Origin of the sequence: Segatella copri (assembly GCF_009495355.1) — a bacterium.
In the GTDB taxonomy this organism is placed as follows: Bacteria; Bacteroidota; Bacteroidia; order Bacteroidales; family Bacteroidaceae; genus Prevotella.
Genome location: NZ_VZAD01000080.1, coordinates 1 through 25,335 on the forward strand (window position 1 = coordinate 1; position 25,335 = coordinate 25,335).

General features: G+C 49.0%; 13 protein-coding genes and 1 tRNA gene. 5 read left to right on the forward strand and 9 right to left on the reverse strand.

Annotated features, from left to right (window positions below):
• The first annotated feature begins 153 nt into the window (after positions 1–153).
• Positions 154–900 carry a peptidylprolyl isomerase gene (locus F7D20_RS10705; protein ID WP_158464029.1) on the forward strand — a complete coding sequence of 249 codons (747 nt, stop codon included), beginning with the start codon at positions 154–156 and terminating at the stop codon, positions 898–900.
• Between the two features lie 27 nt (positions 901–927).
• On the opposite strand, the gene F7D20_RS10710 is transcribed toward F7D20_RS10705, so the two are convergent.
• From F7D20_RS10710 to F7D20_RS10730, 5 genes are all read right to left on the reverse strand, one after another.
• The gene (locus tag F7D20_RS10710; protein ID WP_228114176.1) at positions 928–1,797 is read right to left on the reverse strand and encodes a DUF4923 family protein; all 870 of its coding nucleotides are present in this window, start codon (positions 1,795–1,797) and stop codon (positions 928–930) included.
• A gap of 652 nt (positions 1,798–2,449) precedes the next feature.
• Entirely contained in the window at positions 2,450–5,278 is a 2,829-nt protein-coding gene (locus tag F7D20_RS10715) for a M16 family metallopeptidase (protein ID WP_158464030.1), read from the reverse strand.
• 185 nt (positions 5,279–5,463) lie between these two features.
• On the reverse strand, positions 5,464–6,852 hold the full coding sequence (locus tag F7D20_RS10720; protein ID WP_158464031.1) for an MATE family efflux transporter: 1,389 nt from the start codon (positions 6,850–6,852) through the stop codon (positions 5,464–5,466).
• A gap of 803 nt (positions 6,853–7,655) precedes the next feature.
• Positions 7,656–8,300, reverse strand: a complete 645-nt coding sequence (locus F7D20_RS10725; RefSeq protein ID WP_158464032.1) for an FKBP-type peptidyl-prolyl cis-trans isomerase — start codon at positions 8,298–8,300, stop codon at positions 7,656–7,658.
• A gap of 26 nt (positions 8,301–8,326) precedes the next feature.
• A complete protein-coding gene (locus F7D20_RS10730) occupies positions 8,327–9,889 on the reverse strand; it encodes a glycine--tRNA ligase (protein WP_158464033.1) in 1,563 nt (520 codons plus the stop codon).
• 105 nt (positions 9,890–9,994) lie between these two features.
• On the opposite strand from F7D20_RS10730, the gene F7D20_RS10735 reads away from it, so the two are divergent.
• The gene (locus F7D20_RS10735) at positions 9,995–12,862 is read left to right on the forward strand and encodes a DNA gyrase/topoisomerase IV subunit A (RefSeq protein WP_158464034.1); all 2,868 of its coding nucleotides are present in this window, start codon (positions 9,995–9,997) and stop codon (positions 12,860–12,862) included.
• Positions 12,863–12,972: 110 nt separating this feature from the next.
• Here F7D20_RS10735 and F7D20_RS10740 read toward each other — a convergent pair whose 3' ends face one another.
• The 3 genes from F7D20_RS10740 to F7D20_RS10750 form a co-directional block, all read right to left on the reverse strand.
• Positions 12,973–14,259 carry an OmpA family protein gene (locus F7D20_RS10740; protein ID WP_194253552.1) on the reverse strand — a complete coding sequence of 429 codons (1,287 nt, stop codon included), beginning with the start codon at positions 14,257–14,259 and terminating at the stop codon, positions 12,973–12,975.
• 76 nt (positions 14,260–14,335) lie between these two features.
• Positions 14,336–17,119: a hypothetical protein gene (locus tag F7D20_RS10745; RefSeq protein WP_158464036.1), complete on the reverse strand. Its 2,784-nt coding sequence runs from the start codon at positions 17,117–17,119 to the stop codon at positions 14,336–14,338.
• A 391-nt stretch (positions 17,120–17,510) separates the two neighbouring features.
• Positions 17,511–18,605: a hypothetical protein gene (locus F7D20_RS10750; protein WP_158464037.1), complete on the reverse strand. Its 1,095-nt coding sequence runs from the start codon at positions 18,603–18,605 to the stop codon at positions 17,511–17,513.
• Positions 18,606–18,982: 377 nt separating this feature from the next.
• Between F7D20_RS10750 and F7D20_RS10755 the strand changes: the two genes are divergently transcribed.
• The 3 genes from F7D20_RS10755 to F7D20_RS10765 all read left to right on the forward strand — a co-directional run bounded on the left by F7D20_RS10755 (position 18,983) and on the right by F7D20_RS10765 (position 24,135).
• A tRNA-Leu gene (locus F7D20_RS10755) sits at positions 18,983–19,064 on the forward strand.
• Positions 19,065–19,249: 185 nt separating this feature from the next.
• Positions 19,250–21,454, forward strand: coding sequence for a sodium-translocating pyrophosphatase (locus F7D20_RS10760; RefSeq protein ID WP_158464051.1), 2,205 nt, complete (start codon positions 19,250–19,252; stop codon positions 21,452–21,454).
• 23 nt (positions 21,455–21,477) lie between these two features.
• Positions 21,478–24,135: a C10 family peptidase gene (locus tag F7D20_RS10765; RefSeq protein WP_158464038.1), complete on the forward strand. Its 2,658-nt coding sequence runs from the start codon at positions 21,478–21,480 to the stop codon at positions 24,133–24,135.
• Positions 24,136–24,275: 140 nt separating this feature from the next.
• Here F7D20_RS10765 and recA read toward each other — a convergent pair whose 3' ends face one another.
• Positions 24,276–25,307 (reverse strand): recombinase RecA, encoded by a 1,032-nt coding sequence (recA, locus tag F7D20_RS10770; RefSeq protein ID WP_022251774.1) that lies wholly within the window; start codon positions 25,305–25,307, stop codon positions 24,276–24,278.
• Positions 25,308–25,335 lie beyond the last annotated feature (28 nt).

Genomic DNA, 25,335 nt, shown 5'->3' on the forward strand with positions numbered 1-25,335 from the left:
CAAAATAGCCCAGGGCATTGCCCTGGGCTAAGAGCTTCTGCCCCTTCAGGGCGTGTGGAACATATTTGCGAAAGTTGAGTAAGTAATAGAAATTTTTAGGTTCTTTTACTTCTTCATTATCAAAAGTTGTTTAAATAATTATCGAATTCAAATATGTCAACAGTAAAAATCAAGACTACAGAGGGCGACATCATCGTGCGCCTCTACGACGAGACTCCTCGTCATCGTGACAACTTCATAAAATTGGCTAAGGAAGGATACTTCGACGGCACACTGTTTCATCGTGTCATCAAGGACTTTATGATTCAGGGCGGCGACCCCGACAGCAAGAATGCTCCCAAGGGAAAGATGTTGGGAACGGGCGGCCCCGACTATACCATCCCTGCCGAGATAGACTGTCCACGCCTGTTTCATAAGCGTGGAGCCTTGAGTGCTGCCCGCTTGGGCGACGAGGTGAACCCACAGCGCGAGAGTAGCGGAAGCCAGTTCTACATCGTGTGGGGCAAGACTTATCGACAGAATGAGCTGCGCCAAATGGAGAAACAGATGGCGATGCAGGCAGAGCAGAATATCTTCAACGAGTTGGCTCGCGAGCATCATGATGAAATCATGAACCTGCGCCGCAGTCGTGACCGTGAGGGACTGATGAAACTCCAGGACGAGCTTGCCGACGAGACTCGCAAGCGCTGCAGGGAGCAAGGCTATCCCAAGTTTACCGACGAGCAGACCAAGGCTTACACCGAGCTGGGCGGCACACCTTTCCTCGACGGACAGTACACCGTGTTCGGTGAAGTGGTAGAGGGGCTCGATGTTGTGGAGAAGATTCAGAATTGCGAGACTCTTCGCGATGACCGTCCCAAAGAGGACGTCGTGATGCAGGTCGAAGTGGTCAATGAATAAAGGAATCTCAAATTTGTATTTGTTTATTTACTTGCTGAGATCGAAACCAACGCGGATGCCATCATAGTTTTTGGAGATTTCGCCGATAGTACCGAGAGTGGTGTTGCCGCTCAGGGCAGTCAGTGTCTGGATGATGGTAAGCAGTTTCTTCGACTCGAAGAGAATGCTGATGCCAGATGAGTTCTTGGTGGCGAAACCATTGAGGCTGAGCAACAGACGGCCTTTCAGGTCGATGGCGTGAGTCTTCTCGTCGAAGGTGTAAGTGCCGCTCCACGACTTTCCGTCTATCTTGGCATTGAAGGTGCCGTCCTCGTTGAACTTGAAGTATGTGTTCGAACTGCTGAATCCAGCTTTCTGATAATAGGTGCTTAACTTTTCCTCCACCTTCTTGGCAGCGATTTCGCCACCCGCTTTCGCCAACAGGTTCTCTGAGGTAAAGGCGCAGCCAGGCGATTTATATTTCCATGTGTGGGCGCAGAGGTCGGCTTTCTTGAATGTGGTTGAGCCAATCACGTTGTCGAGAATGCTTCCCACGATGCTTCTCACCTTGCTTGTGGTGGAGCCTGTGCTGTTGCTGCTGTTTCCGCCAGCATAGCCCAAGAGTTCTGCTAATACTCCTACGGCAGAAGACTTGACAGTGTCGGCAGAATGTGTCTTGGAAGAGTCTGTCGTGGCTGTGGAAGCTGTTGTTGCGGTCGATGTTGAAGATTTGGAGGAAGTCTTCTTGGCAGTGGTGGTAGACTTCTTCTTAGTAGTGGCCTTCTTTTTCTTGGTTGATTTCTTGGCAGGAAGGCTGCTCATTTCGGATGTTGTGACGCTCTCGGCGCATGTCTCGTTGGCAAGGCTGCCTGTGGTGCATGTCAGCACAAGGGCAACCATCATGAATACTTTCTTCATTTTTGTTGATACTTTTTTGATGTTTTCAAGTTGAAGAACTCCTTTTTTCTCTCTCTTTTGACCTCTGAATCTCTTGTGTTCAGAAGCCCAGTGTGGAGTTTATGCTTTTTCGGGTGCAAATATCGCAAAAAAAGCGCAGATGGAGAAAGGGAAATGGATATTTGTTGTAGGTTTTTCCCTATTTCTCCTTGATTTATGTCAAAAAATGAGGTTTTTAGTGTTCTTTTCTCACTATTTTCGTGGTGCTTGTAGTCAGAATGCTTTACCTTTGCATAAGATATACTGCGCTCGGCAATCTGAAAGTAAACTTTCATTGCGCTCGCTTGTAATATCTTTGCAACATTACAAATCGCAATAGGTTATGGATTATAGTTTAATTAAGGTCAATGCAGAGGTAGAGAATCTTGCACAGGACAAATGCCAGCAGATTCTTCATGACCGACGTGAAGCCCTCGCTAACAAGGTTAGAAGAAGAGCTTAAAAACAGGAGAGATTGTTTTCTCAAAAAGACACAAAAAGAATTGACATTCCGGGAACGTCGTTTCCCGTGTAACGTAAAAGGTCCCGTTGACAGAACTTGGTTCTGCGACGGGACCTTTTATGGTTTTATTGTTTTCTTTAACTTCCCATTTCTGAAAAGTTCGTTGAGTTTTTATTTTCCAGCCTCTTCCTTGGTAGCCTTCATGATGACTTCCAGGTGGTTGCCTGGCTTGAGGACGATATTCTTGAGGAAGTCGCCTATAGCCTTGCCGTCGACGCTGCTTACTGTCTTCACGTAATCAGTGTGCAGGTCGATGCCGTTGATGACATAGTTGCGCAGGATGCCAGTCCAGTAGCCATTGGTCTTGGCGTCTACCGAAGCCTGCTTGGTCAGAATCTCCTTGATCTTCTGCAGATCGCTGGCGTTAGGCTGTTCTATGGTAGTCTTCAGACCAGAGAAGAAGTAAGGCAGAGCCTCGTCGAGCTTCTCGGGGTTGAGCTGTGCGCTGCCGGTCAGGCTGAGTGCCAGCTGTCCGTCCCAGTCGAGCTCCATGCTTGCCTCGGCTCCTGCATGGTAGGCAGCACTCAGCTTCTCGCGTATGTTGCGCAGATAGTCCATCTGGAGCAATCGTGCAGAGATGTCGGCGAGCACACTTGTCTGCAGGGTGTAAGGAGTCTTGGCGTACCATATCTCAGTCACCTGCGACATTGGGTTCTCCATGCTCTTGGTGAAGATGTTCTTCACCTCGCCTGTAGCTACAGGGATAGCCTTGTTCTTCAGCTTGGCGCCCTTGCTTGGGATAGAGGCGATGTACTGCTCGATGAGTGGCAGGAGAGTGGCCTCGTCGTAGTTGCCCACGAAGAAGAAGGTGAAGTCCTTGGCATTGGTGAACATCTGCTTGCCCAGTTCGAGCACGCGGTCGTAGTTGACAGCATCGAGGTCTTCGGTCTTAGGGATGCGTGCCATCTTGTTGCCCATGTAGATGGTGCTCTGCAGCGAATCCTGGTAAACCATCTCTGGGTTCTTGCTCTGGTTGGCAAGAGCGGTCTTGATGGTGCTCAGGAGGTTGGCAGCCGATTTCTCGTCCTTGCTCAGCGCTGTCATCTTGAGGTAGATGAGCTGCATGAGGGTTTCGATGTCCTTAGGAGTAGAGTTGCCTGAGAGTCCATGCTTGAAAGGAGTGATGGTGTAAGCCACGCTTGCCTGCTTGCCTGCGAGGGCTTTCTCGAGGTCGTTGCTTGAGAACTGGCCCAGACCGCTGGCGTTGAGCAGCATGCCGCCCATGAAGGCGAAGGTGTAGTCGGCCTTGTCGAGTGCTGCGTAACCTACGTTGGCTGTGGCAGCAAACTGTATCTCGTTGTCCTTGTAGTCGGTCTTCTTCAGCACCACCTTGGCACCGTTGGAGAGGGTGAGGGTCTTGAATCCCAACTTCTTGTCTTCTGCTGTCTTTTTGATCTTGCCAGCCTTAGGCTTCTGGGCGATGAGAGGCTCCTGCTTCACATTGTCCACATAGGCCTCGAGCTTCTCGCCGCGCACCTGCTTCACGATGTCGGCAAGCTCCTGCTCGGTGGGATAAACAGCACCGTCGGCCTCGCGCATCATGACGAGTGACACCAGGTTGGTGTCGGTTTCGCAAATCAACTGCTTGGCGTACTGGTTGACAGCCTCTACAGGGATGTGAGGCACCAGCATCTGATAAATCTGATATTCGTCCTCTACCGAAGGGATAGGCTCGTTGCTGGTGAAGTTGTCCACATATTGAGTGGTGAACTGTTCGTTCTTCATCTTGTCGCGATTGGTGTAAACCTTCTCCATCTGGCTCATAAACTCATCCTTGGCACGCTGATACTCAGTGGCAGTGAAGCCGAAGTCGTGTGCACGCTTCAGTTCGCGCATCACGGCGGCATAAGCCTCCTTCATCTGTCCGTCCTTGGCAGCGCCGAAGGAAGTGAGCGCCTCCTTGGTGCTTGAGAGCAGATAGTCGCCAATGCTGGTTCCTGCCTGCAGATAAGGGCAGTCGGGCTCCTGCGATTTCTCGTTGAAGCGGGCATTCATCATGCTGGCAAAGATGTTGTCCATATAGCCTTTGAGCAGATAGTCGACACCGTTCTTCAGCGAGTCGGGTGTGGCTTCGTGCTTCATGAAGATCTGGAAGATGCCCATCTGCTGCTCCTTGTCCTTGTCTACCACGTAGATGCCCTGGTTGTTGTCGGGCACTTCCACGGGCACTACTTTGGCAGCGTTGGCTGGCACCTTGATGCCTCCGAAGAGCTTCTTGATCTGTGCCTCGATATGGTCTACGTCCACGTCGCCGACGATGATGATAGCCTGGTTGTCTGGGCGATACCACTTGCGGTAGTAGGCGCGCAGGGTCTCTGGGTCGCAGCCGTCGACGACGCTCATCAGTCCGATAGGCATGCGGTAGCCATACTTACAGCCAGGGTAGAGCTTAGGAAGGGCACGCTCCAGTATGCGCTGCTGTCCCACCATGCGCATACGGTACTCGTTGTGCACCACGTCGCGCTCGTCGTTGATGGCTTCTTTGGTGAGAGAGATTCCGTTGCTCCAGTCTTTCAGGATGAGCATACATGAGTCTACTGCCGACACGCGTGTGGTGGGCACGTCGGTGAAGTAGTACACGGTTTTCTCAATAGAGGTGTAGGCATTGAGGTTGCGGCCATATTCCACACCGATGCTCTGAAGGTATTCCTGCAGGCTGTTGCCCTGGAAGTGCTCAGAGCCATTGAAGGCGAGGTGCTCCAAGAGGTGAGCCAGACCGCGCTGGTCGTCGTTTTCGTTGATAGAGCCTACTTTCTGTGCGATGTAGAAGCTGGCTACATGCTCAGGGAAACTGTTGTGTCGGATGTAATAAGTCAGACCATTGTCCAAATGACCTATTCTCACATCTTTGTCTACCGGGATAGGTGGCATCATCTGAGCCATGGCCTGTCCGGCAGTAAGCAGCACGATGGCTGCAGCAAAAAACTTCTTAAGTTTCATAATAGCTGATGTTGGTTTATATATATAATAATGTGTATTTATTCTTCTTTCATAAACTTGATGCTGCAAAAGTAGCACATTTCTAATGACAAAGCAAGCATTTGGGAAGTTTTTTCCCAAAATGCCTGCATTCTTAACATTAAACTAACATTCCACTAACATAACCTAACATTAGGTTCTGTTTTTCATCCCTTCGCTTTCAGAAAACTGTTCATCCAGCTGCCACGATAGAGGCGGATGAGGAACAGGATGCCGCGGAAAGTCAGTTCGGTGGCCATGGCTATCCATACACCTTCCAGGCCGAAGCGCTGCGAGAGGGCATAGGCCAGGGTGAGGCGCACCAACCACATTGTTCCCAGGTTGATGGCGGCAGGCTTGAAGGTGTCGCCGGCTCCCACGCAGACACAATAGGTCACGATGCTGGCAGCAAAGAACGGTTCGGCAAAAGCCTCTATGCGAAGACAGCGTGTGCCTAAGTCGCAGATGGCGTCGACGGGAGAGAGTACTGCCATCATGCCCGGTGCAAAGAGATACATGACAACACCCATCACTGCCATTACGCCCATGCCGAGACCCACCGTCATGTAGGCAAAATTGCGGCACAAGTCGATGCGGCCAGCGCCATGGGTCTGACCGACGAGCGTGGTGGCGGCATCGCCTATTCCGTAGCCAGGCATATAGCACAGGCTCTCGGCGGTGATGGCAAATGAGTGTGCGGCAATGGCGATGTTGCCCAATGGCGCCACTATCATGGTGCTGACAATCTGTGCACCGCTCATCAGGATGTTCTGTATGGCCAAGGGAATGCTTATCTTGAAGGCATTGCGCACGTATTCGCGTACCCAGCTGAAGCGAATCTTGTCCTGACGCAGGTTGAGAATCTTGTTGTGGCAGGCTGCCTGCCAAAGGTTGGGCAGCGAGATGCAGACATAAGCCAGGGCGGTTCCGAAGGCTGCGCCCACCACGCCCAAGTGCAGCACATAGATGAAGATGTAGTTGAACACGACGTCGCACAGACAGATCAGAATTGCCATGACGCTGGGCGTGTGCATGTTGCCTGCGGCCTTGAGCATCATGCCCGACATGTGGTACAGGTAGACAAAGGGCAGCACGAGGCTGTAGACCAGGAAGTAGGCCGATGACTTGTCAGCAATGTCATCGCCTCCGCCCAACCAGTGGGGCAGGGGAGAATGAATGCCCACGCCGATGAGGGCTATCAGGATGCTGAAGATGATGCCGCAGAGCAGCGAGTGGCGAAACACCTGACGGGCTTTGCCGAAGTCGTTGGCTCCGATGAAGTGGGCTACCTGAACCGAGAAACCTGTGGCAAAGGCACTCAGCAGGCTGCCGATAAGCCAGGTGGTGGACTCGATGAGTCCGATGCTCGCTGAAGCCTCTGCACCCAAATGTCCCACCATAGAGGCATCGATAAAGAACATCATGACGGTGGAAATCTGTGCCAGCATGGAGGGAATACTCAAGCCTACGATGAGGTTCAGTTTCTCACTGCGGTGCATGGAGCGTCCTGCCCGTATCGATTCCATCAGATATTCTGTCTTTTTGCTATATAACATAATGTTTGTACTGCCATTTAATGTTTTCTGTTGAACTGCCCAGTAGTATGTAGGAACAGTCAAAGCGAGAAAATGGCGATCCCTCCTAAAAGGAATCGCCATTTTTATGATTTGAATGTTAAATTTCTATTTATCCCAAAATACAAGATCTTATCACCTTTAAACAAAACCTCTATCTATTGGGTTGAATTCAGCGGATAAGAAAAAGAGAATCTTGAAAACTCTTTTCTATATCCTGACTTCATTCACTTTTCGTCGTCCTTGAATAACAATCTCTTATTTACCTTTAGATTCTAATACCTGTCGTCCTTGAATAACAATCTCTTGTTTACCTAAAACTAATAACCTATCACAATCTATTACCTAACTAAAAACCTAAAACTTATAATTCTAGTGCAAAGGTACTACTATTCTCTTAATCTGCAATACTTTTGCGTATATTTTTGCATGAAAATAACATTTTTTTTGCTTATAAGCCCAAAATGTGTGCGAACACATACACTTGTTTATTCTTTGAAACATATTTTTAGAATTTGAATTTTGGAGCATCAGGAGTTAAGGAGTTTTTTCAGGAGTTAAGGAGTTAAAGGAGTTAAGACAACAGCTTTGTGGGCTTGTGAATTTTAACATTAAACATTCCCTCAAGGCTATTGTCTTAACTCCTCAGCGACCGAAGGGAGCGATAACTCCTTTAACTCCTTAACTCCTGAAGAAACTCCCGAAGAAACTCCTCCGAGTTGATGGGGAAAATAAAAAAGTCCTGTGCCGAAGAAGCACAGGACTTTCTGTATGGAGGAATAGAATTATTTCTTAATCCATTTGCCATCGGTGTACCAACCCTTGAGCACAATCTCGAATTTGAGCATTGAGTAAGCAGGAATGGTTAAACTGCTGCTCTGGCTGGAACCATAGCCGAGAGTGTAAGGCATGTAAACCATCCAGTGGTCGCCGATATGAGTCATTTTCATCAGGGCTGTGGCAAATCCGTCGACAACGCCCTTCACAATGAAATTGCTGGTCTGAGCCTTGTCGACATCATAGTCGCCGGTGGTGAAGTTGCTGTCGAAGACATAGTCGTTCTTCAGCATGCCCTTGTAGCTGACCATCACCGAGTCGGTGTAGAGAGGGCGCACGGCAGAACCTTCGCCCTGTCCCAATACCTGCACTACGATGTTGTCTTCCTGCTCATTGAAGGTAGGAGTGACGGGCTTGTTGTTGAGATCCGTATTTCCCGTCTGGTTCTCCATACTCCAATTGCGGTAGACGTGCCATCCGTTGGCTTCTCCCTCCTGCTTGGCCTTGACGAGAATCTCGGCAAAAGCCGTCTTGTTCTTTGCCTGCCATTCGTCGTACTCGGAGTCGGTGTTTTCGTCAGTCTCGCTGCATGATGCCAGCACAAGAGCCGACATCATGAGCAGAAACAGATATTTCAAATTCTTCAAATTCATCTATGTGTATTTGATTTTTTTATCGTTTAGAAGTCCTTGATCTCCTTGCCAAGCTTCTTCAGTACGCTCGTGATGCTCACACGGTCCTCGATGATGCCGCGAAGCTCGCTGATGGCAACACGCTCCTGCTTCATCGTGTCACGATAACGCAGAGTAACCTTGTGGTCGTTAGGAGTATCGTGGTCTACGGTGATACAGAATGGAGTACCGATGGCGTCCTGACGGCGGTAACGCTTGCCGATAGAGTCCTTAGGATCGCCATAGTGGGTGTTGAAGTGGAACTTCAGCTCGTCAACGATCTCGTGAGCCAACTCGGGCAGGCCGTCCTTCTTGTCGAGTGGGAATACGGCACACTTCACAGGAGCCAATGCCTCAGGCAACTTCAGAACCACGCGGCTCTCGCCGTTCTCGAGCTTCTCCTCGCAGTAAGAGTGGCACATCACGCTGAGGAACATACGGTCTACACCGATAGAAGTCTCTACATCGTAAGGCACGTAGCTCTCGTTCTTCTCAGGATCGAAGTACTTGATAGAGCGGCCGCTGAACTTCTCGTGCTGAGAAAGGTCGAAGTTGGTACGGCTGTGAATGCCCTCTACCTCCTTGAAGCCAAATGGCATCTTGAACTCGATGTCGGTAGCTGCGTTGGCATAGTGGGCCAGCTTCTCGTGGTCGTGGTAGCGATAGTTCTCGTTGCCCATGCCGAGTGCCTCGTGCCATGCCAGACGAACCTTCTTCCAGTACTCAAACCACTTCATCTCGGTGCCAGGCTGGCAGAAGAACTGCATCTCCATCTGCTCGAACTCGCGCATACGGAATACAAACTGGCGAGCCACAACCTCGTTGCGGAATGCCTTACCTATCTGGCAGATACCGAAAGGAAGCTTCATGCGGCCTGTCTTCTGAACGCTCAGGTAGTCGACAAAGATACCCTGGGCTGTCTCAGGACGCAGATAAACCTTGCTGGTAGCATCGCTCGCTGCACCCATCTGGGTAGAGAACATCAGGTTGAACTGACGAACGTCTGTCCAGTTCTTGGTGCCGCTGATAGGGCATACGATGCCCTCGTCCTCGATGATCTGCTTCAGCATCTCGAGGTTAGGACCCTGCATGGCCTCGGTGTAGCGGGCATGAAGGTCATCGAACTTCTTCTGATTCTCCAAGACGCGAGGATTGGTGGCGCGGAACTGAGCCTCGTCGAAGCTGTCGCCGAAGCGCTTCTTAGCCTTGGCGATCTCCTTGGCGATCTTCTCCTCGTATTTGGCCATGTGGTCCTCGATGAGCACATCGGCGCGATAACGCTTCTTCGAGTCGCGGTTGTCAATCAATGGATCATTGAACGCATCCACGTGACCTGAAGCCTTCCAAACAGTAGGGTGCATAAAGATGGCTGCGTCGAGACCCACAATGTTCTCGTGCAGCAATACCATGCTCTGCCACCAGTACTGCTTGATATTGTTTTTCAGCTCGACACCGTTCTGACCATAGTCGTAAACGGCTGCCAAACCATCATAAATTTCGCTACTTGGAAACACGAAGCCATACTCTTTGCAATGGCTTACAATCTTCTTAAAAACATCTTCTTGTGCCATGATGAAATCTTATATTTTTCAAATTTTCGGCAAAGATACGCCTTTTTCTCGAATTTTCTTTGTATTTTTGCCTAAAATATATAAAATAAGTATTAAAAGCTATCTATGAGCGACGAAATTAAAGACAAAGACGAACTTCAGAAGGGTGGTGAGCCACAAGATTTGGATGCGGCTGAACAGCATTCCGACTACAAGCCTGTCAACAGGTTTGATGCTTCGGCGGTGCGCCATCTTAGCGGAATGTACCAGAACTGGTTCCTCGACTATGCCTCCTATGTGATTCTCGAGCGTGCCGTGCCTCATATCGAGGACGGACTGAAGCCCGTGCAGCGACGCATACTGCACTCGATGAAGAGAATGGACGACGGAAGATACAACAAGGTGGCGAATATCGTGGGACACACCATGCAGTTTCACCCGCATGGTGACGCCTCTATCGGCGACGCACTCGTACAGATGGGACAGAAAGACCTGCTCATCGACACACAGGGAAACTGGGGAAATATCCTCACCGGCGACCGTGCGGCGGCTTCACGATACATAGAGGCGCGTCTGTCCAAGTTCGCGCTCGACGTGGTGTTTAATCCCAAAACAACCGACTGGCAGCTCTCCTATGACGGCCGCAACAAGGAGCCTATTACGCTCCCCGCCAAGTTCCCCTTGCTGCTGGCACAGGGAGCAGAGGGCATCGCCGTAGGTCTGAGCAGTAAGGTGCTGCCACACAACTTCAATGAGCTTTGCGATGCTGCCGTACACTATCTCAAGGGCGATCCTTTCACCATCTATCCCGACTTCCCTACGGGTGGAGCCATCGATGTGGGCAAGTATAACGACGGACAGCGTGGAGGCGTGCTGAAGGTGCGTGCCAAGATAGACAAACTCGACAACAAGACGCTTGTCATCACCGAGATTCCTTTCAGCAAGACCACCGGAAGTCTCATCGACTCCATCACCAAGGCGGTGGAGAAGGGAAAGATAAAGGCCAGAAAGATAGAGGACGTTACCTCTGCCAACGTGGAAATCCTCGTCCATCTGGCTCCCGGAACCTCTTCCGACAAGACCATGGACGCACTCTATGCCTTCAGCGACTGCGAGATCAACATCTCGCCCAACTGCTGTGTCATCGAGGACAATAAGCCTTGCTTCCTCACCGTGAGCGATGTGCTGCGCCACAGCGTAGACCGCACCATGGGACTGCTGCGCAAGGAGCTGATGCTGCGCAAGGGTGAACTGGAGGAGCAGCTCTTCTTCTCCTCGCTCGAGCGTATCTTCATCGAGGAGCGCATCTACAAGGAGCGCAAGTTCGAGCAGAGCAAGAGTCAGGACGAGGTTGTGGCCTTTATCGCCTCGAAGCTGGAGCCTTTCAAGGACAAGCTCTTCACAGCCGTAGTCGACGGAAAAGGCAAGGTGGAGTATGCATTCCACAGAGAGATAACGCGCGAGGACATTCTGAAACTCCTTGAAATCAAAATGCAGCGCATCCTGAAATATAATAAGGACAAGGCCGACGACCTCTTGCTGAAAATCAAAGCCGAACTGGCGGAGATAGAGAACGACCTCGCCCACATGACTGATGTCACCATCAACTGGTTTGAATATCTCAAGACCAAGTATGGCAAGGCGCATCCACGACGCACCGAGATAAGAAACTTCGACACCATCGAGGTGACCAAGGTGGTGGAGGCCAATCAGAAACTCTACATCAACCGACAGGAAGGATTCGTGGGTACAGGACTGAAGAAGGATGAGCTGGTGTGCAACTGCTCCGACCTCGACGATATCATCATCTTCTATAAGGACGGAAAGTTCAAGGTGACCAAGGTGGCCGACAAGATCTTCGTGGGAAAGAACATCCTTCATGTGCAGGTGTTCAAGAAGAACGATAAGCGAACCATCTACAACTGTGTGTATCGCGATGGCAAGCAGGGCGAATACTTCATCAAGCGATTCAACGTGACGTCGATGACACGCGACAAGATGTACGACATCACGCAGGGAACGCCCGGAAGCCGTGTCGTCTACTTCACGGCCAACCCCAACGGCGAGGCTGAAATCATCAAGATAACACTGGATCCAGACCTCTCGAAGAAGCGACAGAGCATCTTTATCGAGAAAGACTTCTCGGATATTATCATCAAGGGACGTGCCGCCAAGGGCAATCTGCTCACCAGGAGAACCATCCGTCGCATTGGTCTGAAGAGTCATGGACACAGTACCTTGGGAGGAAGAAAGGTGTGGTTCGATCCTGATGTCAACCGTATCAATTACGACGAGAACGGACGTTTCCTCGGCGAGTTTAATGACGATGAATATATCTTGGTGGTTCTCGACAATGGCGAGTTCTATATCACCAACTTCGACCCCAACAACCACTATGAGGACAATATCCTGCGACTGGAAAAGTGGGACGAGCATAAGATATGGACTGCCGTTCTCTATGATGCCGACAACGAAGGCTATCCTTACATCAAGCGATTCACCATGGACGCTGCCAAGCGCCATCAGAACTTCCTTGGCGAGAATGTCAACAGCAAGTTGATTCTCCTTACCGATACTGTTTATCCTCGTATCAAGGTGACTTACGGAGGTGTGGATGCTGTGCGTCCTGCCGAGGAAATCGACGCCGAGCAGTTTATCGCACAGAAGAGTTTCAAGGCTAAGGGAAAACGACTCTCTACCTGGAACATAGGTTCTATAGAGGAAATAGAGCCGACCCGTTTCCCAGAGCCTGCAGATACAGCCGATGCTGCCGACGCAGCCGAGGGCGATGAGACGACAGCCGATGGCGATGCTGCCGACAGCAAAGTGTCGTCCCGGACAAAGGCAAAATCATCCGACGAGAACCTCGACCCTGATGCCGGCAAGAGCCAGCAACAGATTATCGATGAGCTGACAGGACAGACAAGCCTCTTCGACGATAAGAACTTTACTGCGGAAGACGAAAAAGACCGCGACTGGCTGAAGGATCAATAGGGGAGTTGCTTCAGGAGTTAAAGAAGAAACTTCCTTCCCCATAAAGAAAGCCGCCCCAGAAGCTTAAAGCTATCTGTGGCGGCTTAAAAGAAAAGATTTACCCTGTATTATTACTCAATAATAATCAAAACTCTGCGGCATTCCTCCTTTGAACAGCCGTTGCTGTCGCCAATGGCCTTCCCCAACTTGATGTCGAAGTCCTTGATGCCTTGTTTCTTCAGGAAGTTGACAACATTGTTCAGACGACCCTCGCTGAGTTTGTAGTTCTTTGAAGAAACTCCGTCCGACGAAGCCTCACCGATGATGGTAAGCTTGTAGTCGCCCTGTTCCTTCAGGGTGTTGATAAACTTCTTCAAGCGAAGTCTTTCCTGAGTCGTGATGTTGGTCTTGTCTACGGTGAAGAATACCTCGTAAGACTTCACCTTCTTCGACTTCTCGCAGTCGTCGAGCAATGACTGCAGCTCGGCATTGTCCTTGCGGCAAGCCTTCAGACTCTCAGACAATCCGTCGTATGCACGCTGCTTTTCAGCCAATTGCTTTTCGTAGGCTTCCTTCATTTCGGCCTGATCTCTCAGAGCCTTGTAGTAGCGGGCCTTGTTGCTTGGCATCACCTTGCTGACGAAGTTGAAGCGAAGAACCACTCCTGCACTGTACATTCCCTTAGGAGTCAAGTCCTTGTTGAGAGGCAGATAACTATATCTGCCGAATACGCCTGCTGTCCAGCGAGAGGAAAGGTCGTATTCCAACGACAGGGTTGCCGGGATATACATCGCGTCAACATGTTCGTTGAAGGCATGGCTCTTCATGTAGTTGTGGGTGTAGACGTTGTAGTATCCTTCACCCTTGGCAACAGCCATTTCTCTGCAAGAGAAGGTAGTGGAGTTGCGGCTCCATCCACGCAGATAACCGACACCGACTCCCAACCAGAGGTTGAGCTGCTGAGCCTTGCGGTTGTGCCAGAACTCCATGATGTTGAAGTCTACATTTAGGTCGGCCATGGCGTACTGCATGGTATAGCGGTTCTGGAATCTGTCCATCTTGGTCTCCAAGGTCGTAGGATAGGTTTTTCCTGTAGAAGGATCTTTTATCTCATAATCCCTGTTCGTTGTGGTAGAGAGCATGCCCTTGTCTGTCGACCTCAGCATGTCGTACTCTAAGTTCAAACCCAGTCTTACCCAGGGCTTGATATTGTATTTCACTCCGACACCTCCGAAGGGCATGATGTGCTTTCTTTTAGCTATATCGTCCATACCCCTCATGCCATGATACAGAGTTCCTCCTCCCTGGATGTAAACCGACCAAGTGTGAGTACGCACCGTATCATTGTAGGTTTGTGCTTGGAGTGTGGCAGCCGTCGCTAAGACGGCGACTGCCAAGGTTAAACGTTTTATTCTCATAATTGTAACTGCTTTGAATTTGTAATGCGGTAGCATATTGGCATGAGATATTCATGCTCTTTCTGCAGATTCTTACTTATTCGGGATACTCGAAAGATGGAGTTCCTGTTGCATCAGCATCATTTTGCAAGTAAAAGTTGCACTTCAAAACCGACATGATGACTCCATCTTTATAGGTAGTCAAGTTAAGCAATGTGTTGCTGACTCCTCCATAGGAGAGGCTATTCTTTCCTTTGGCATCCACGTAAAGGATGTGTAAGATGTTCTTAACGGTTGAAGTAATATTATAATTCATCTGCTCTGGCACTTTGGCTATTCTGATAACCTTCTTGCCGTTGGCGAGTTGCATGGGCTGGAGTGTACCTGCCACAACTTCTGTTGTTGAAACAACTTGCTCGGTATTTACCTTGATTAAGTTGTTGTTCTGTACCGTGCCTGTATAAGCTGAATAGTAGGCGTAGCACAGGATAGTAGGCTTTTGTACCTCAAGCATGTCTGAGATGATTTTCTTCAGAGTTGGGTCTGCTGATACTGCTGCCCACATCGCTGGTTCCATGTATACAGAGGTTTTGTCGGCTGGATCCTGATAGATGCCGTTGTCGGCAGCCATCTTTTCCAACTGCTTGAGCATGGCTTGTGAGTTGGCGTCCTGCTTGTCCTTCAGCTCTTTAATGGCTGTAGTAAGGGCATTCTGCAACTTGGTGTTAGATTTTACTACCTTGCTAACTCCTTTAGCGATAGCAGTGTTGAGAGCTGCGGTCTGTGCGGTGATAGCATCAACCACTCCTGCGATGACAAGGTTCATGTCGGTTGTCTGCTGTGTGATGGCACTCTTTATGCCGTTCTCCAAGCCTGTGATAGAGCCCTTAATCTCGCCTCCCTGTGTGGTGATGGCTGTTCCGATAATGCCGCCCTGTTGGTTTACTGCTGCCACAATAACGTCACCGTTCTGACCGATGGCTGTAACGATCTTGCCGCCCTGCTGCTCTATCATCTCCTTCAGAGCAATGAGCTGGTTCTTCATGCCGTTTTCCATGTTGACGATGGCTGTTGTGTTGTCACTCAACTTAACGATGAGTTGTCCTGTCATGTCATCGATGCTACCCTTTACTGCTGTGTAGCCCGTGGTGATGTTGGTGTTCACGTTGTCGATGGCGGTCTTAAGGTTGCTGAGTTCTGTCTTGATATCGCCAAGTGCAGAGTTGTTGCTTCCAAGTTTGTTCTCCACTGATGTGAGACGGAGATCGAGCGTGGTATTAATCTTATCGTTAACTACCTTAATCTCTGCCAGTCCTGCACCTACAGTGGTGTTGATGGCCTCAAGCTTTGTGCCTAACGTCAAGGTCTGGCTCTTCAACTCGGTTGTGAGGTCGAGGATGCTACTCTTGAGCTGTGCTGCGATGAGTGAGCCTTTGGTGTCGATGGTGAGGCGGAGCAGTTTGCTCTGTGCTTCGAACGTATCGCTCAAATTACCAATAGCAGTTACAATCTTTTTGCCATGGTTGTCGATATTGGTATTCAACTCGGTGAAACCATTAACAAGCGTAGTGTTGATCTGAGCAAGACCTGCCTGAGTGGTCTCTTCAAGGAGCTTAATGGCACCTGTGTTCTCGTTAATTTCTACCTTGATGTCTGCGAGACCAGTCTGTACTGCTAAGGTGAGTGCATTGAGACGTTCAGCCAGACTATTTGATTGGTCGTTGATTGCTTGGATGATGGCATCAGCCTTAGCCACGATGGTAGCATTGAGGAGCTTGCCAGTGGTGTCAATCTGCAGGCGCAGAACCTCTCCATTCTTGTTCATAGCGGTCACAATCTTATCTCCATTTTCGTTCATTGTGGTCTTGATAGCTGTGAAGCCATCGATCAATGTAGCATCTATCTTCAGCAAGCTGGTATTGAGATTTCCTAAGCTACCCTGAGTATTGTCATCGAGGAGTTTGATGGCACCAGTGTTCTTGTCTATTTCCACCTTGATGTTTGCCAAACCTGTCTCTATAGCTGTGGTCAGTGCATTGAAACGAGACTCCATGCTTGCTGTCTGGTCGTTGATAGCCTTGATGATAGCATCAGCCTTAGCGATTAAGGTCGCATTGAGGAGCTTGCCTGTGGTGTCGATCTGTAGGCGCAGAACTTCAGCATTTTCGTTCAATGCGGTCACGATCTTGTTGCCATTTTCATCTATTGTGGTCTTGATAGCTGTGAAGCCATTGAAGATTGTCGTGTTGATGGTGTTGAGACCAGCCTTCAGGCTCTCGCCCTGTGCTGTGATGGCACCAGTGTTGTTGTTGATCTCCACCTTGATGTCGGCAAATCCGCCCTTCACGGCAGCTGTCAAGGCTGCTATGCGCTCTGCCATGGTGTTGCCCAGGTTGTTGATAACGTCTACAAGAGCATTGCCAGAAGCCAAGATTTGTGCTGAGATAAGCTTACCTGTGGCATCTATCTGCAGGCGCAGAATTTCGCCGTTCTGGTTCATGGCATATACGATGGCTTCGCCCTGTGCGGTTACCTGACCTGTGAGTGTGGTCAATTGTGCGGTTAAGGCTTCGAAACCATTAAATAAAGATGTGTTGATGTCTTTAAGACCATTCTTTGTATTTTCACTCAATACTGTGATGGCACCCGTGTTGGCATCTACTGCCAACTTAATGTCTGCCATGCCGTCTCTCAACAATGTGTTGAGGGCGTCAAATCGCTCTTTCAGTGTCTTGTTTAAGTTGTTGACTGCATCTACCAATGCAGAGTAGTCATTGATAAATGTGTTTCCACCATAATCGACAGTGGGTTCTGTCACGTCCGTACATGCCGTCAAGCTCAAGGCTGCTATGAGCAACATAGGATAAAACTTCTTTTTCATAATTAATTTAGGTTTTAAGCTCCACTTTTCCTTATACACCTTTTAAATATATTTACTTTCATATATCTTATTACAATATAAATATAAAAAAGGGAAGCAGTTAATAAAATAGGTTATTACTTTCGACTGCAAAAATAAGTAAAAACTAATCAACGGGAGTGAACCTCAGTTTTTTGTTGTGAACCTCAGTTTTTTAACGTGAACGTGCGGTGGATTCAGTATTTTTTAACTAAATCCACCGCACGTTCACGTTGATTTTGTTTCTTTCAACCAGTTTTTGTACCTATATTGTGCTTTTATATCATTTTTCCCTCCATACGGATAAGGTTGTTGAATATCCCTATTTGCGGAAGTTGAGTAAAGCGAAAGTCGAGTAAAAAAGGTAAAAAGTTCAGCTCACATACTTCTCTATCAGGTCGTAGTCGAAGTCTTTGAGTCGCTTTCTGGCATTGGTGAGTCCCCATCTGTTCTTGAAACCGCACAGCTCGGCGGCGGCTTCTTGTCCTAAGTTGGCGGTGGTGTCCGACTCCATGAGGCGCTCATAGTGGCGTATACGGAAGGCATTGACCAGTCGATAGAAGCCCACCTGGGTGATGAAGGTACCTGCCAAGGTGTGGTTCATGGCGCTGACATCGCGTACTACCTCTATTCTTTTCAGACTGGGCTCTAAGTATCTCTTGCTGACGATGGTGAGAACCTCGTCTTTCACCGATTCCCAGTTCTCTTGTTCCATCTGCAGTCGTAGTTTCTCCTTATTATATGTGATGAGTTTTGGTTCATCGGATGTGTCGTCTATAGGGGCTTCTTCTAATACTTGACCATCTGCCGTCTGTACGATTTTCTCAAATAATTCTTTCTCCTGCAAGATTTGCTCCATGTTTTCGTTTTCTATGAAGTCCATATTGTTTTTATTTTGCTCAGAGTGAATCGTTTTGTTGGGGTGCAGAATGCGGCAGAGGAACCGAACCTGCCATGCTGCCATAAATAGGTCAATATATGCTTTGACCATTTGGTTGTCAAGAATAAACAGGACCCACATTATGAGAAGCCCTAAGGCTGGCAAGTGCAATATCTTCTTGGCAAAGGAGAAGGGGAAGTCGGATTCGTTGGAGTAGTTCTGTGTGTGGTAACTATCTACTTTCTTGATGAGCCATTTACACTCCTTGAAGAGATGGATGGAAAGTAGGATGCTGACACCTCCTATGGCAATCTCCCATGTTAACTTGTAGGGGATGAGTAGATTGTTCTGATGGAAAAAGACGATAAATAAAAGCCCACCCAGCAATAGGAACGGGGTGACGAAATAGGTCACTGCCGACCATTGACGCCAAGGTTTATCCGTTTGGAAATAGCGATGGTAGAGTATGGTGAAGCATACGGGATAGTAGAGTATACCGAAGCTACGGGCAAATAGCCAGGTTCCTGGGTCGCCAGGACACAATACGTAAGGCAACTGCAAAGCCGTTGCTGTGTAAAAGAATGTCATCTGCCGGCGAGCAGGGTAGAAGAAGTCGCCCCCCCCATTTGTCGAACGGATGACACATGTGAAACCATCTGACAACACCACATATCACGCCAGACAGTATATAGGTATAGCATGCTAATGAGTAGAAGTCTTCTGGTTGAGTAAAAATAGTAGGAATATTCATCTGTGATATTATCTTTTTTAGTTAGTAATTCTGGCTTCGCAAGTTGGGAAGTAATTGTAACAGAACTTGCTAAAGTTCTTTGAGGTATAGATTCGCGCCATTATCTCAGTTTGCAAAAATAGTAATAAAATTGCGAAAAAGCAAGCAACTTCCAAGTTTTTTGTCTTTTTCTTCTTCTAATTGAAATATAAGTTGTATCTTTGCACTCGCAAATGCGCTTGTGGCGAAATTGGTAGACGCGCTAGACTTAGGATCTAGTGGTTTAGGCCGTGTAGGTTCGAGTCCTATCAGGCGCACATGATAAAATCCTGACTGCTTGCTAAGTAGTTAGGATTTTCTTTGTTTATTGAAGTGTGTCATTAAGTGTCATAAAATAAATATTCAGTTTTTCCTCTTTCGTATTAATAAATTTATTATATTTGCACCATCGTTATACACCAACGAATAAATGGAATTATTACTAACCAACAAATATAGCATTATGAACAGCATTCCATTAGTATTTTGGCTCATTCCAATAGCCAGCGTTGTGGCATTGGGAATGGCATGGTTCTTCTTCCGCACCATTATGAAAGAGGATGAGGGAACAGACAGAATGAAAGAAATTGCAGAGCATGTAAGAAAGGGTGCTATGGCTTATCTCAAGCAGCAGTACAAGGTGGTGACGGCCGTCTTCGTCGTTCTCGCCATTGTTTTCGCCTTCATGGCTTATGTGCTAAAGGTGCAGAATCCATGGGTGCCCTTTGCCTTCCTCACCGGCGGACTCTTCTCTGGTTTGGCAGGATTCTTTGGCATGAAGACCGCTACTTATGCTTCTGCCCGTACTGCCCATGGTGCACGCACCGGACTGGACAAAGGTCTGAAGATAGCCTTCCGGAGCGGTGCCGTGATGGGACTCGTGGTGGTGGGACTCGGTTTGCTCGATATTGCCATCTGGTTTATTGTTCTTAATGCGGTGTACGAAGGAGAGGCCACAGCCCTTGTCACCATTACCACCACCATGCTGACCTTTGGCATGGGTGCCTCCACCCAGGCACTCTTTGCCCGTGTGGGAGGAGGAATTTATACCAAGGCTGCCGATGTGGGAGCCGACCTCGTGGGCAAGGTAGAGGTGAATATTCCTGAAGACGATCCTCGCAATCCAGCTACCATAGCCGACAATGTGGGCGACAATGTGGGCGATGTGGCAGGAATGGGAGCCGACCTCTACGAGAGCTATTGCGGTTCGATATTGTCGACAGCCGCCTTGGGAGCCACGGCTTTTGCCATGAATGGCGATATGCAGCTGCGTGCCGTCATTGCACCTATGGTTATCGCAGCCATTGGCATCTTCCTGTCTCTCATCGGCATCTTCTTGGTTCGTACCAAGGAAGGCGCTTCCATGAAAGAGCTTCTCCACTCGTTGGGACTTGGCACCAATGTCAGCGCGGCACTTATAGCCGTTGCCACATTCGCCATTCTCTATCTGTTGGGCATAGAGAACTGGCTTGGCCTTTCTTTCTCGGTCATCAGTGGTCTTGTGGCTGGAGTCATCATCGGACAGGCAACAGAATATTACACCTCTCAGAGTTATAAGCCTACACAGAAGATAGCCGAGGCATCGCAGACAGGCCCTGCCACAGTTATTATAAAAGGTATAGGCACGGGAATGATTTCCACCATGATTCCCGTTGTCACCATCTCTGTAGCCATCATGCTGAGTTATCTTTGTGCCAATGGCTTCGATATGTCGCTGTCGGCCAAATCTATCAGCACCGGCCTTTATGGCATCGGCATCGCGGCAGTGGGTATGCTGTCGACTCTCGGCATTACACTTGCCACAGACGCCTATGGACCTATAGCCGACAATGCTGGCGGAAATGCTGAGATGAGCGGATTGGGCAAGGAGGTTCGTGAGCGTACTGATGCGCTCGATGCCCTGGGCAATACGACAGCTGCCACAGGCAAGGGCTTTGCCATCGGTTCGGCAGCTCTGACGGCTCTTGCCCTTCTTGCATCCTACATCGAGGAGATCAAGATAGCCATGATACGTGCCGTAGAGAACGGAAAACAGTATGTAGACGCAGCTGGCAATGTCTTCGATCCTTCGAATGCAACAACAATAGATTTCGTCAACTTCTTCCAGGTAAACCTCATCAACCCTAAGGTTTTAGTTGGAGCATTCCTTGGCGCTATGGCAGCCTTCCTGTTCTGTGGCTTGACCATGGGAGCAGTAGGCCGTGCTGCAGAATCGATGGTTCAGGAGGTTCGCCGGCAGTTCCGTGAGATCAAGGGAATCCTCGAGGGCAAGGCAACTCCCGACTATGGCCGATGCGTGGAGATAAGTACCCGTAGCGCACAACGCGAAATGATTATCCCTTCTTTGCTCGCCATTGTGATTCCTATCGTTGTGGGTCTTGTGTTGGGTGTGGCTGGCGTTCTCGGACTTCTCACCGGCGGTCTGGCAGCAGGTTTTACCCTTGCAGTGTTCATGTCCAATTCGGGAGGTGCATGGGACAATGCCAAGAAGATGATAGAAGAGGGAAGCTTTGAAGGAAAGGGCAGCGAGAACCACAAGGCGACTATTGTGGGCGATACCGTAGGCGACCCGTTCAAGGATACTTCCGGTCCATCGCTCAACATTCTTATCAAACTCATGTCGATGGTCAGCATCGTGATGGCTGGTCTGACCATTGCTTTCCTATAATTAGAAGAATACGTAACAGAAATATGTTGAATAAACACCACTCCTTGGCTGATGGCTACTCCCTGACAGCGATATGCTCGCTGGTCGTGTGGATGTTAGTAGCCGTCTGCCAAGCTGCTTATGGCAAGGCTGTCTATCCGAAACAAGCTGTAGAGATAGCCAAGAAGTACATCACCCTGTCTCGCGACGTGAAGGCTCAAGCGCGGGCAAAGGGACTTCGTCCTGCAGCCTTGGCACCTTATTATATTTATAACGATGCACAGGGCAAAGGTTTTGTCGTTGTTGCTGGTGACGATGATATGGGCGATGTGTTGGCCTATAGTACCGAAGTAACCCTTGATACGCTACAGGCTAATCCTGGTGTAAAGCTACTTTTAGAGGCTTATCGCCAAACGTATGATGTGCTGAAAGAAGGGCGGGTGACGGTGCAGAGAAAAGCCCGTTCGGGGTTGTTCTCGAAGACCGTATCTCCCTTGCTGAAAAGCAAGTGGGGACAGTCGCATCCGTTTAATGCCCTGACGGGTTATCCCTATAGTGGGTGTGTGGCAACAGCGGTGGCCCAGATGATGTATTACTATCAATGGCCTGCTCAGGGGAGTGGTAAAAACGAATATCGCGTCACCTATTATAATACGATGAAGAGTGCAGACTTTAGTCAGTCGCACTACGATTGGGCGAATATGCTGCCCGATTATAATTATCCTGTATCAGCGACAAAGGAGCAAGAGGATGCTGTAGCCTTACTGATGAACGATGTGGGGGTAGCTTCCTTCATGCAGTACACCCCAGCTTCAAGTGGTACACAAGGCATTTTTGCGTATCAGGCACTTCAGAAAAATTTCGATTATACTGCGGCTTATGCCACCAAGGCTGTCGAAGGTCCGACTCGTTTTGCGCAGATCTTGCGGCAGGAATTACTTAATGGTTGTCCTGTTTATCTGGAAGGTCGTCCTGCAGGTAATGCTTCTGGTCATGCTTGGGTAACTGATGGGTTTGATGAGAATGGTCTTTTCCACATGAATTTTGGATGGGATGGACAGGGCGATGCCTACTATTCGCTCACCAATCTTAGCCTCTCACAGACGGGAAGCGAGTTCCAAGGCAAGCCCTTGGCCTTCAATCGTGCTATTATGGCCATCTTGGCACATCCCAATAATGGCAAATATCCCGCAATAGAGCGTGGACTTTTGGAGTCATCTCCTCAGTTGATGTTTAATGAGGGTGGGGCTGTTCTTCTAAAGGATGCAGAAGATAAAAGCTTCCTTGCTTCTCAGTCGTTGACCATCGAGATGAACTCTTTTGTCAATAAGGGTAAGCCTTTCAAGGGTGATGTGGGCATAGCTGTTTATGATGCTGAGGGTACATGCCGACAGGTGGCTTATACCGACGATCACGCTATAGGCGGTTTTACTCACCGACTCTATGGTGGAAGCGATGCAGGGTTTATGGGAAGCGATTATCTTGTCAATCAAGTTCAGTCTGTAAAAATGAAACTTACAGGTTTGGAAAATGGTTATTATCGGTTGGTCCCTGTATGTGTAGCTCAACGAGAGGATGGTTCGTGGGATGAATTCTTCGCGATGAAGAAGGCTCCCATCATAGAAGTGGAACTATCTGATGGACGAGGTCGCATCTCTGAAATATGTTCTACTGATGTTGTTTTTCAGTTGATGTCGCAGCCCAGGCTCTCAGGTCAAGCAGAGCAGGGTGGAAAGGTATTGACCTTTTTTACGTTGAAAAACCTGAATGGTGTGCCTCGCGACTGTTATCTGAGGGTGCGGTTGCTCGACGATAGGAAGGCGGTAGTGCTCGATACTCGTGTGGATGAGTTGACCGAGATAGAGGGCTTTACCGAAGCTGAGATTCCCATCGTTCTTTCTTTGCCAAGCAGCATGACTCCAGGACGTTATGAAGTGCAACTTTCTTTGTCGGCTGATGCGGAAGAGACTGTGGTTTATCCCGTCAACCTTATTCACGATAAGGATGCCGCCTATATCGAAGTGCTCAAGGCACAGGAAAAGCCTCTCATGGATCAGGTAGAAGTCTTTTTTGCTGATGACTCTCATGAAAAAATAGAATCAGGCAGCGTTGATGTGTCGAAAATATCTCTCTTCAAAATGGCAGTCTTGCTGCGTACGTCTGAAGGTCGTAACTATGAAGGAAATGTATCAATGTTCTGCGAAGACATGATGACCCACGAAAAGACGCAGGTTAAGGGCATTGATGACCGGGTGTCTGTCTCGTCGTCCATGTCTGTGCCTCTCTTTAGTTATTGGCTGCGTAAGGGCGACCTGTCATGGGAAGATGGGCATACCTATCGTGTGATGGTGATGGGTGAGATAGACGGGCAGCAGGTGGAACTTGCTGATCCGCAGTCCGCCACCTATTACCTGCATCGTAAGGGGGATATCCTAACACTCTCACAAGGTACTCCAACGTCCATAGGGACTGTAGCTATAATAGCACCTTCTTTCACCATCAAGCGAGAGGGTGGTAGAATCATCGTGTCGGGGACAGAACTAAAGTCGTTGCGACTATATGATGTGGCTGGTCGACTGCTTCAGCAGACCACGTCAGCCGACGGAAAACATGCCGTCCTTACCCTACAAGGAACAGCATCAGGCATCTCTGTGTTGCGCATAGATGCTGGTAGGCAATGTTTTACCTATCGTCTTCTGTGAGAGATGTATGAAATAAGAAGAATGAAATAAGAAATCCCCGACAGTTAGGATATTGCTTCCTACTGTCGGGGATTTCTTATTTCTTTATAGAGCTGCCATCATGCGTAGTATTTGTCATGAGAGGGCAAACAACACCTTACTTATTCTGCATTGGCAAGCGCCTCGCGTACCTTGGCTTCTATTTCTTCGAGAAGCTCAGGGTTGTCCTTCAGTATCAGCTTGGTTGGGTCGGCACCCTGTCCCAGGTTGGAGCCATTATAGCTGTACCAGCTTCCGCTCTTCTTGATGATGCCATGCTCCACGCCCAGATTGAAAACTTCGCCTGCGTGGCTGATGCCTTCGCCAAACATGATGTCGAACTCAGCCTTGCGGAAAGGAGGAGCCACCTTGTTCTTGACCACCTTTACGCGCACCAGGTTTCCTATAACATTATCGCCATCCTTGATGGCTGTAGCCTTACGGATGTCGAGGCGTACAGAAGCGTAGAACTTCAGGGCGTTGCCACCCGTTGTTGTCTCAGGATTTCCGAACATGATACCTATCTTCTCGCGCAACTGGTTGATGAAGATACAGGTGGTATTGGTCTTGCTGATGGTAGAAGTGAGCTTGCGCAGAGCCTGGCTCATCAGTCGGGCCTGGAGTCCTACAACATTGTCACCCATGTCGCCCTCAATTTCCTTCTTAGGAGTCAGGGCAGCCACAGAGTCGATGACGACGATGTCTACCGCAGCCGAACTGATCAGCTGGTCGGCTATCTGAAGCGCCTGTTCACCATTGTCGGGCTGCGAAATCCACAGGTTGTCAACATCTACGCCCAACTTGGCAGCATAGAAACGGTCGAAGGCATGCTCGGCATCGATGAATGCGGCAATACCTCCAGCTTTCTGAGCCTCTGCGATGGCATGGATGGCAAGTGTGGTCTTACCAGAAGATTCCGGACCATAGATTTCAATGATTCGTCCCTTGGGGTAGCCGCCTACGCCCAAGGCCATATCGAGGGCGATACTTCCAGTAGGAATCACCTCTATATTCTCAATGTGCTCGTCGCCAAGCTTCATGATAGATCCCTTACCGAAGTCTTTCTCTATCTTGGCCATGGCAGCCTGAAGGGCCTTCAGCTTACCCTCGTTGGGGTTCAGGGATCCTTCCTTTATTTCGTCTTTCTTTGCCATATCTTTCTAATGTTTTATGAATTAGTGA

Coding starts and splice junctions, on each gene's coding strand:
- F7D20_RS10705 (WP_158464029.1), top strand. CDS start 154: ATGTCAACAGTAAAAATCAAGACTACAGAGGGCGACATCATCGTGCGC.
- F7D20_RS10710 (WP_228114176.1), bottom strand. CDS start 1,797: ATGAAGAAAGTATTCATGATGGTTGCCCTTGTGCTGACATGCACCACA.
- F7D20_RS10715 (WP_158464030.1), bottom strand. CDS start 5,278: ATGAAACTTAAGAAGTTTTTTGCTGCAGCCATCGTGCTGCTTACTGCC.
- F7D20_RS10720 (WP_158464031.1), bottom strand. CDS start 6,852: ATGTTATATAGCAAAAAGACAGAATATCTGATGGAATCGATACGGGCA.
- F7D20_RS10725 (WP_158464032.1), bottom strand. CDS start 8,300: ATGAATTTGAAGAATTTGAAATATCTGTTTCTGCTCATGATGTCGGCT.
- F7D20_RS10730 (WP_158464033.1), bottom strand. CDS start 9,889: ATGGCACAAGAAGATGTTTTTAAGAAGATTGTAAGCCATTGCAAAGAG.
- F7D20_RS10735 (WP_158464034.1), top strand. CDS start 9,995: ATGAGCGACGAAATTAAAGACAAAGACGAACTTCAGAAGGGTGGTGAG.
- F7D20_RS10740 (WP_194253552.1), bottom strand. CDS start 14,259: ATGAGAATAAAACGTTTAACCTTGGCAGTCGCCGTCTTAGCGACGGCT.
- F7D20_RS10745 (WP_158464036.1), bottom strand. CDS start 17,119: ATGAAAAAGAAGTTTTATCCTATGTTGCTCATAGCAGCCTTGAGCTTG.
- F7D20_RS10750 (WP_158464037.1), bottom strand. CDS start 18,605: ATGACATTCTTTTACACAGCAACGGCTTTGCAGTTGCCTTACGTATTG.
- F7D20_RS10760 (WP_158464051.1), top strand. CDS start 19,250: ATGAACAGCATTCCATTAGTATTTTGGCTCATTCCAATAGCCAGCGTT.
- F7D20_RS10765 (WP_158464038.1), top strand. CDS start 21,478: ATGTTGAATAAACACCACTCCTTGGCTGATGGCTACTCCCTGACAGCG.
- recA (WP_022251774.1), bottom strand. CDS start 25,307: ATGGCAAAGAAAGACGAAATAAAGGAAGGATCCCTGAACCCCAACGAG.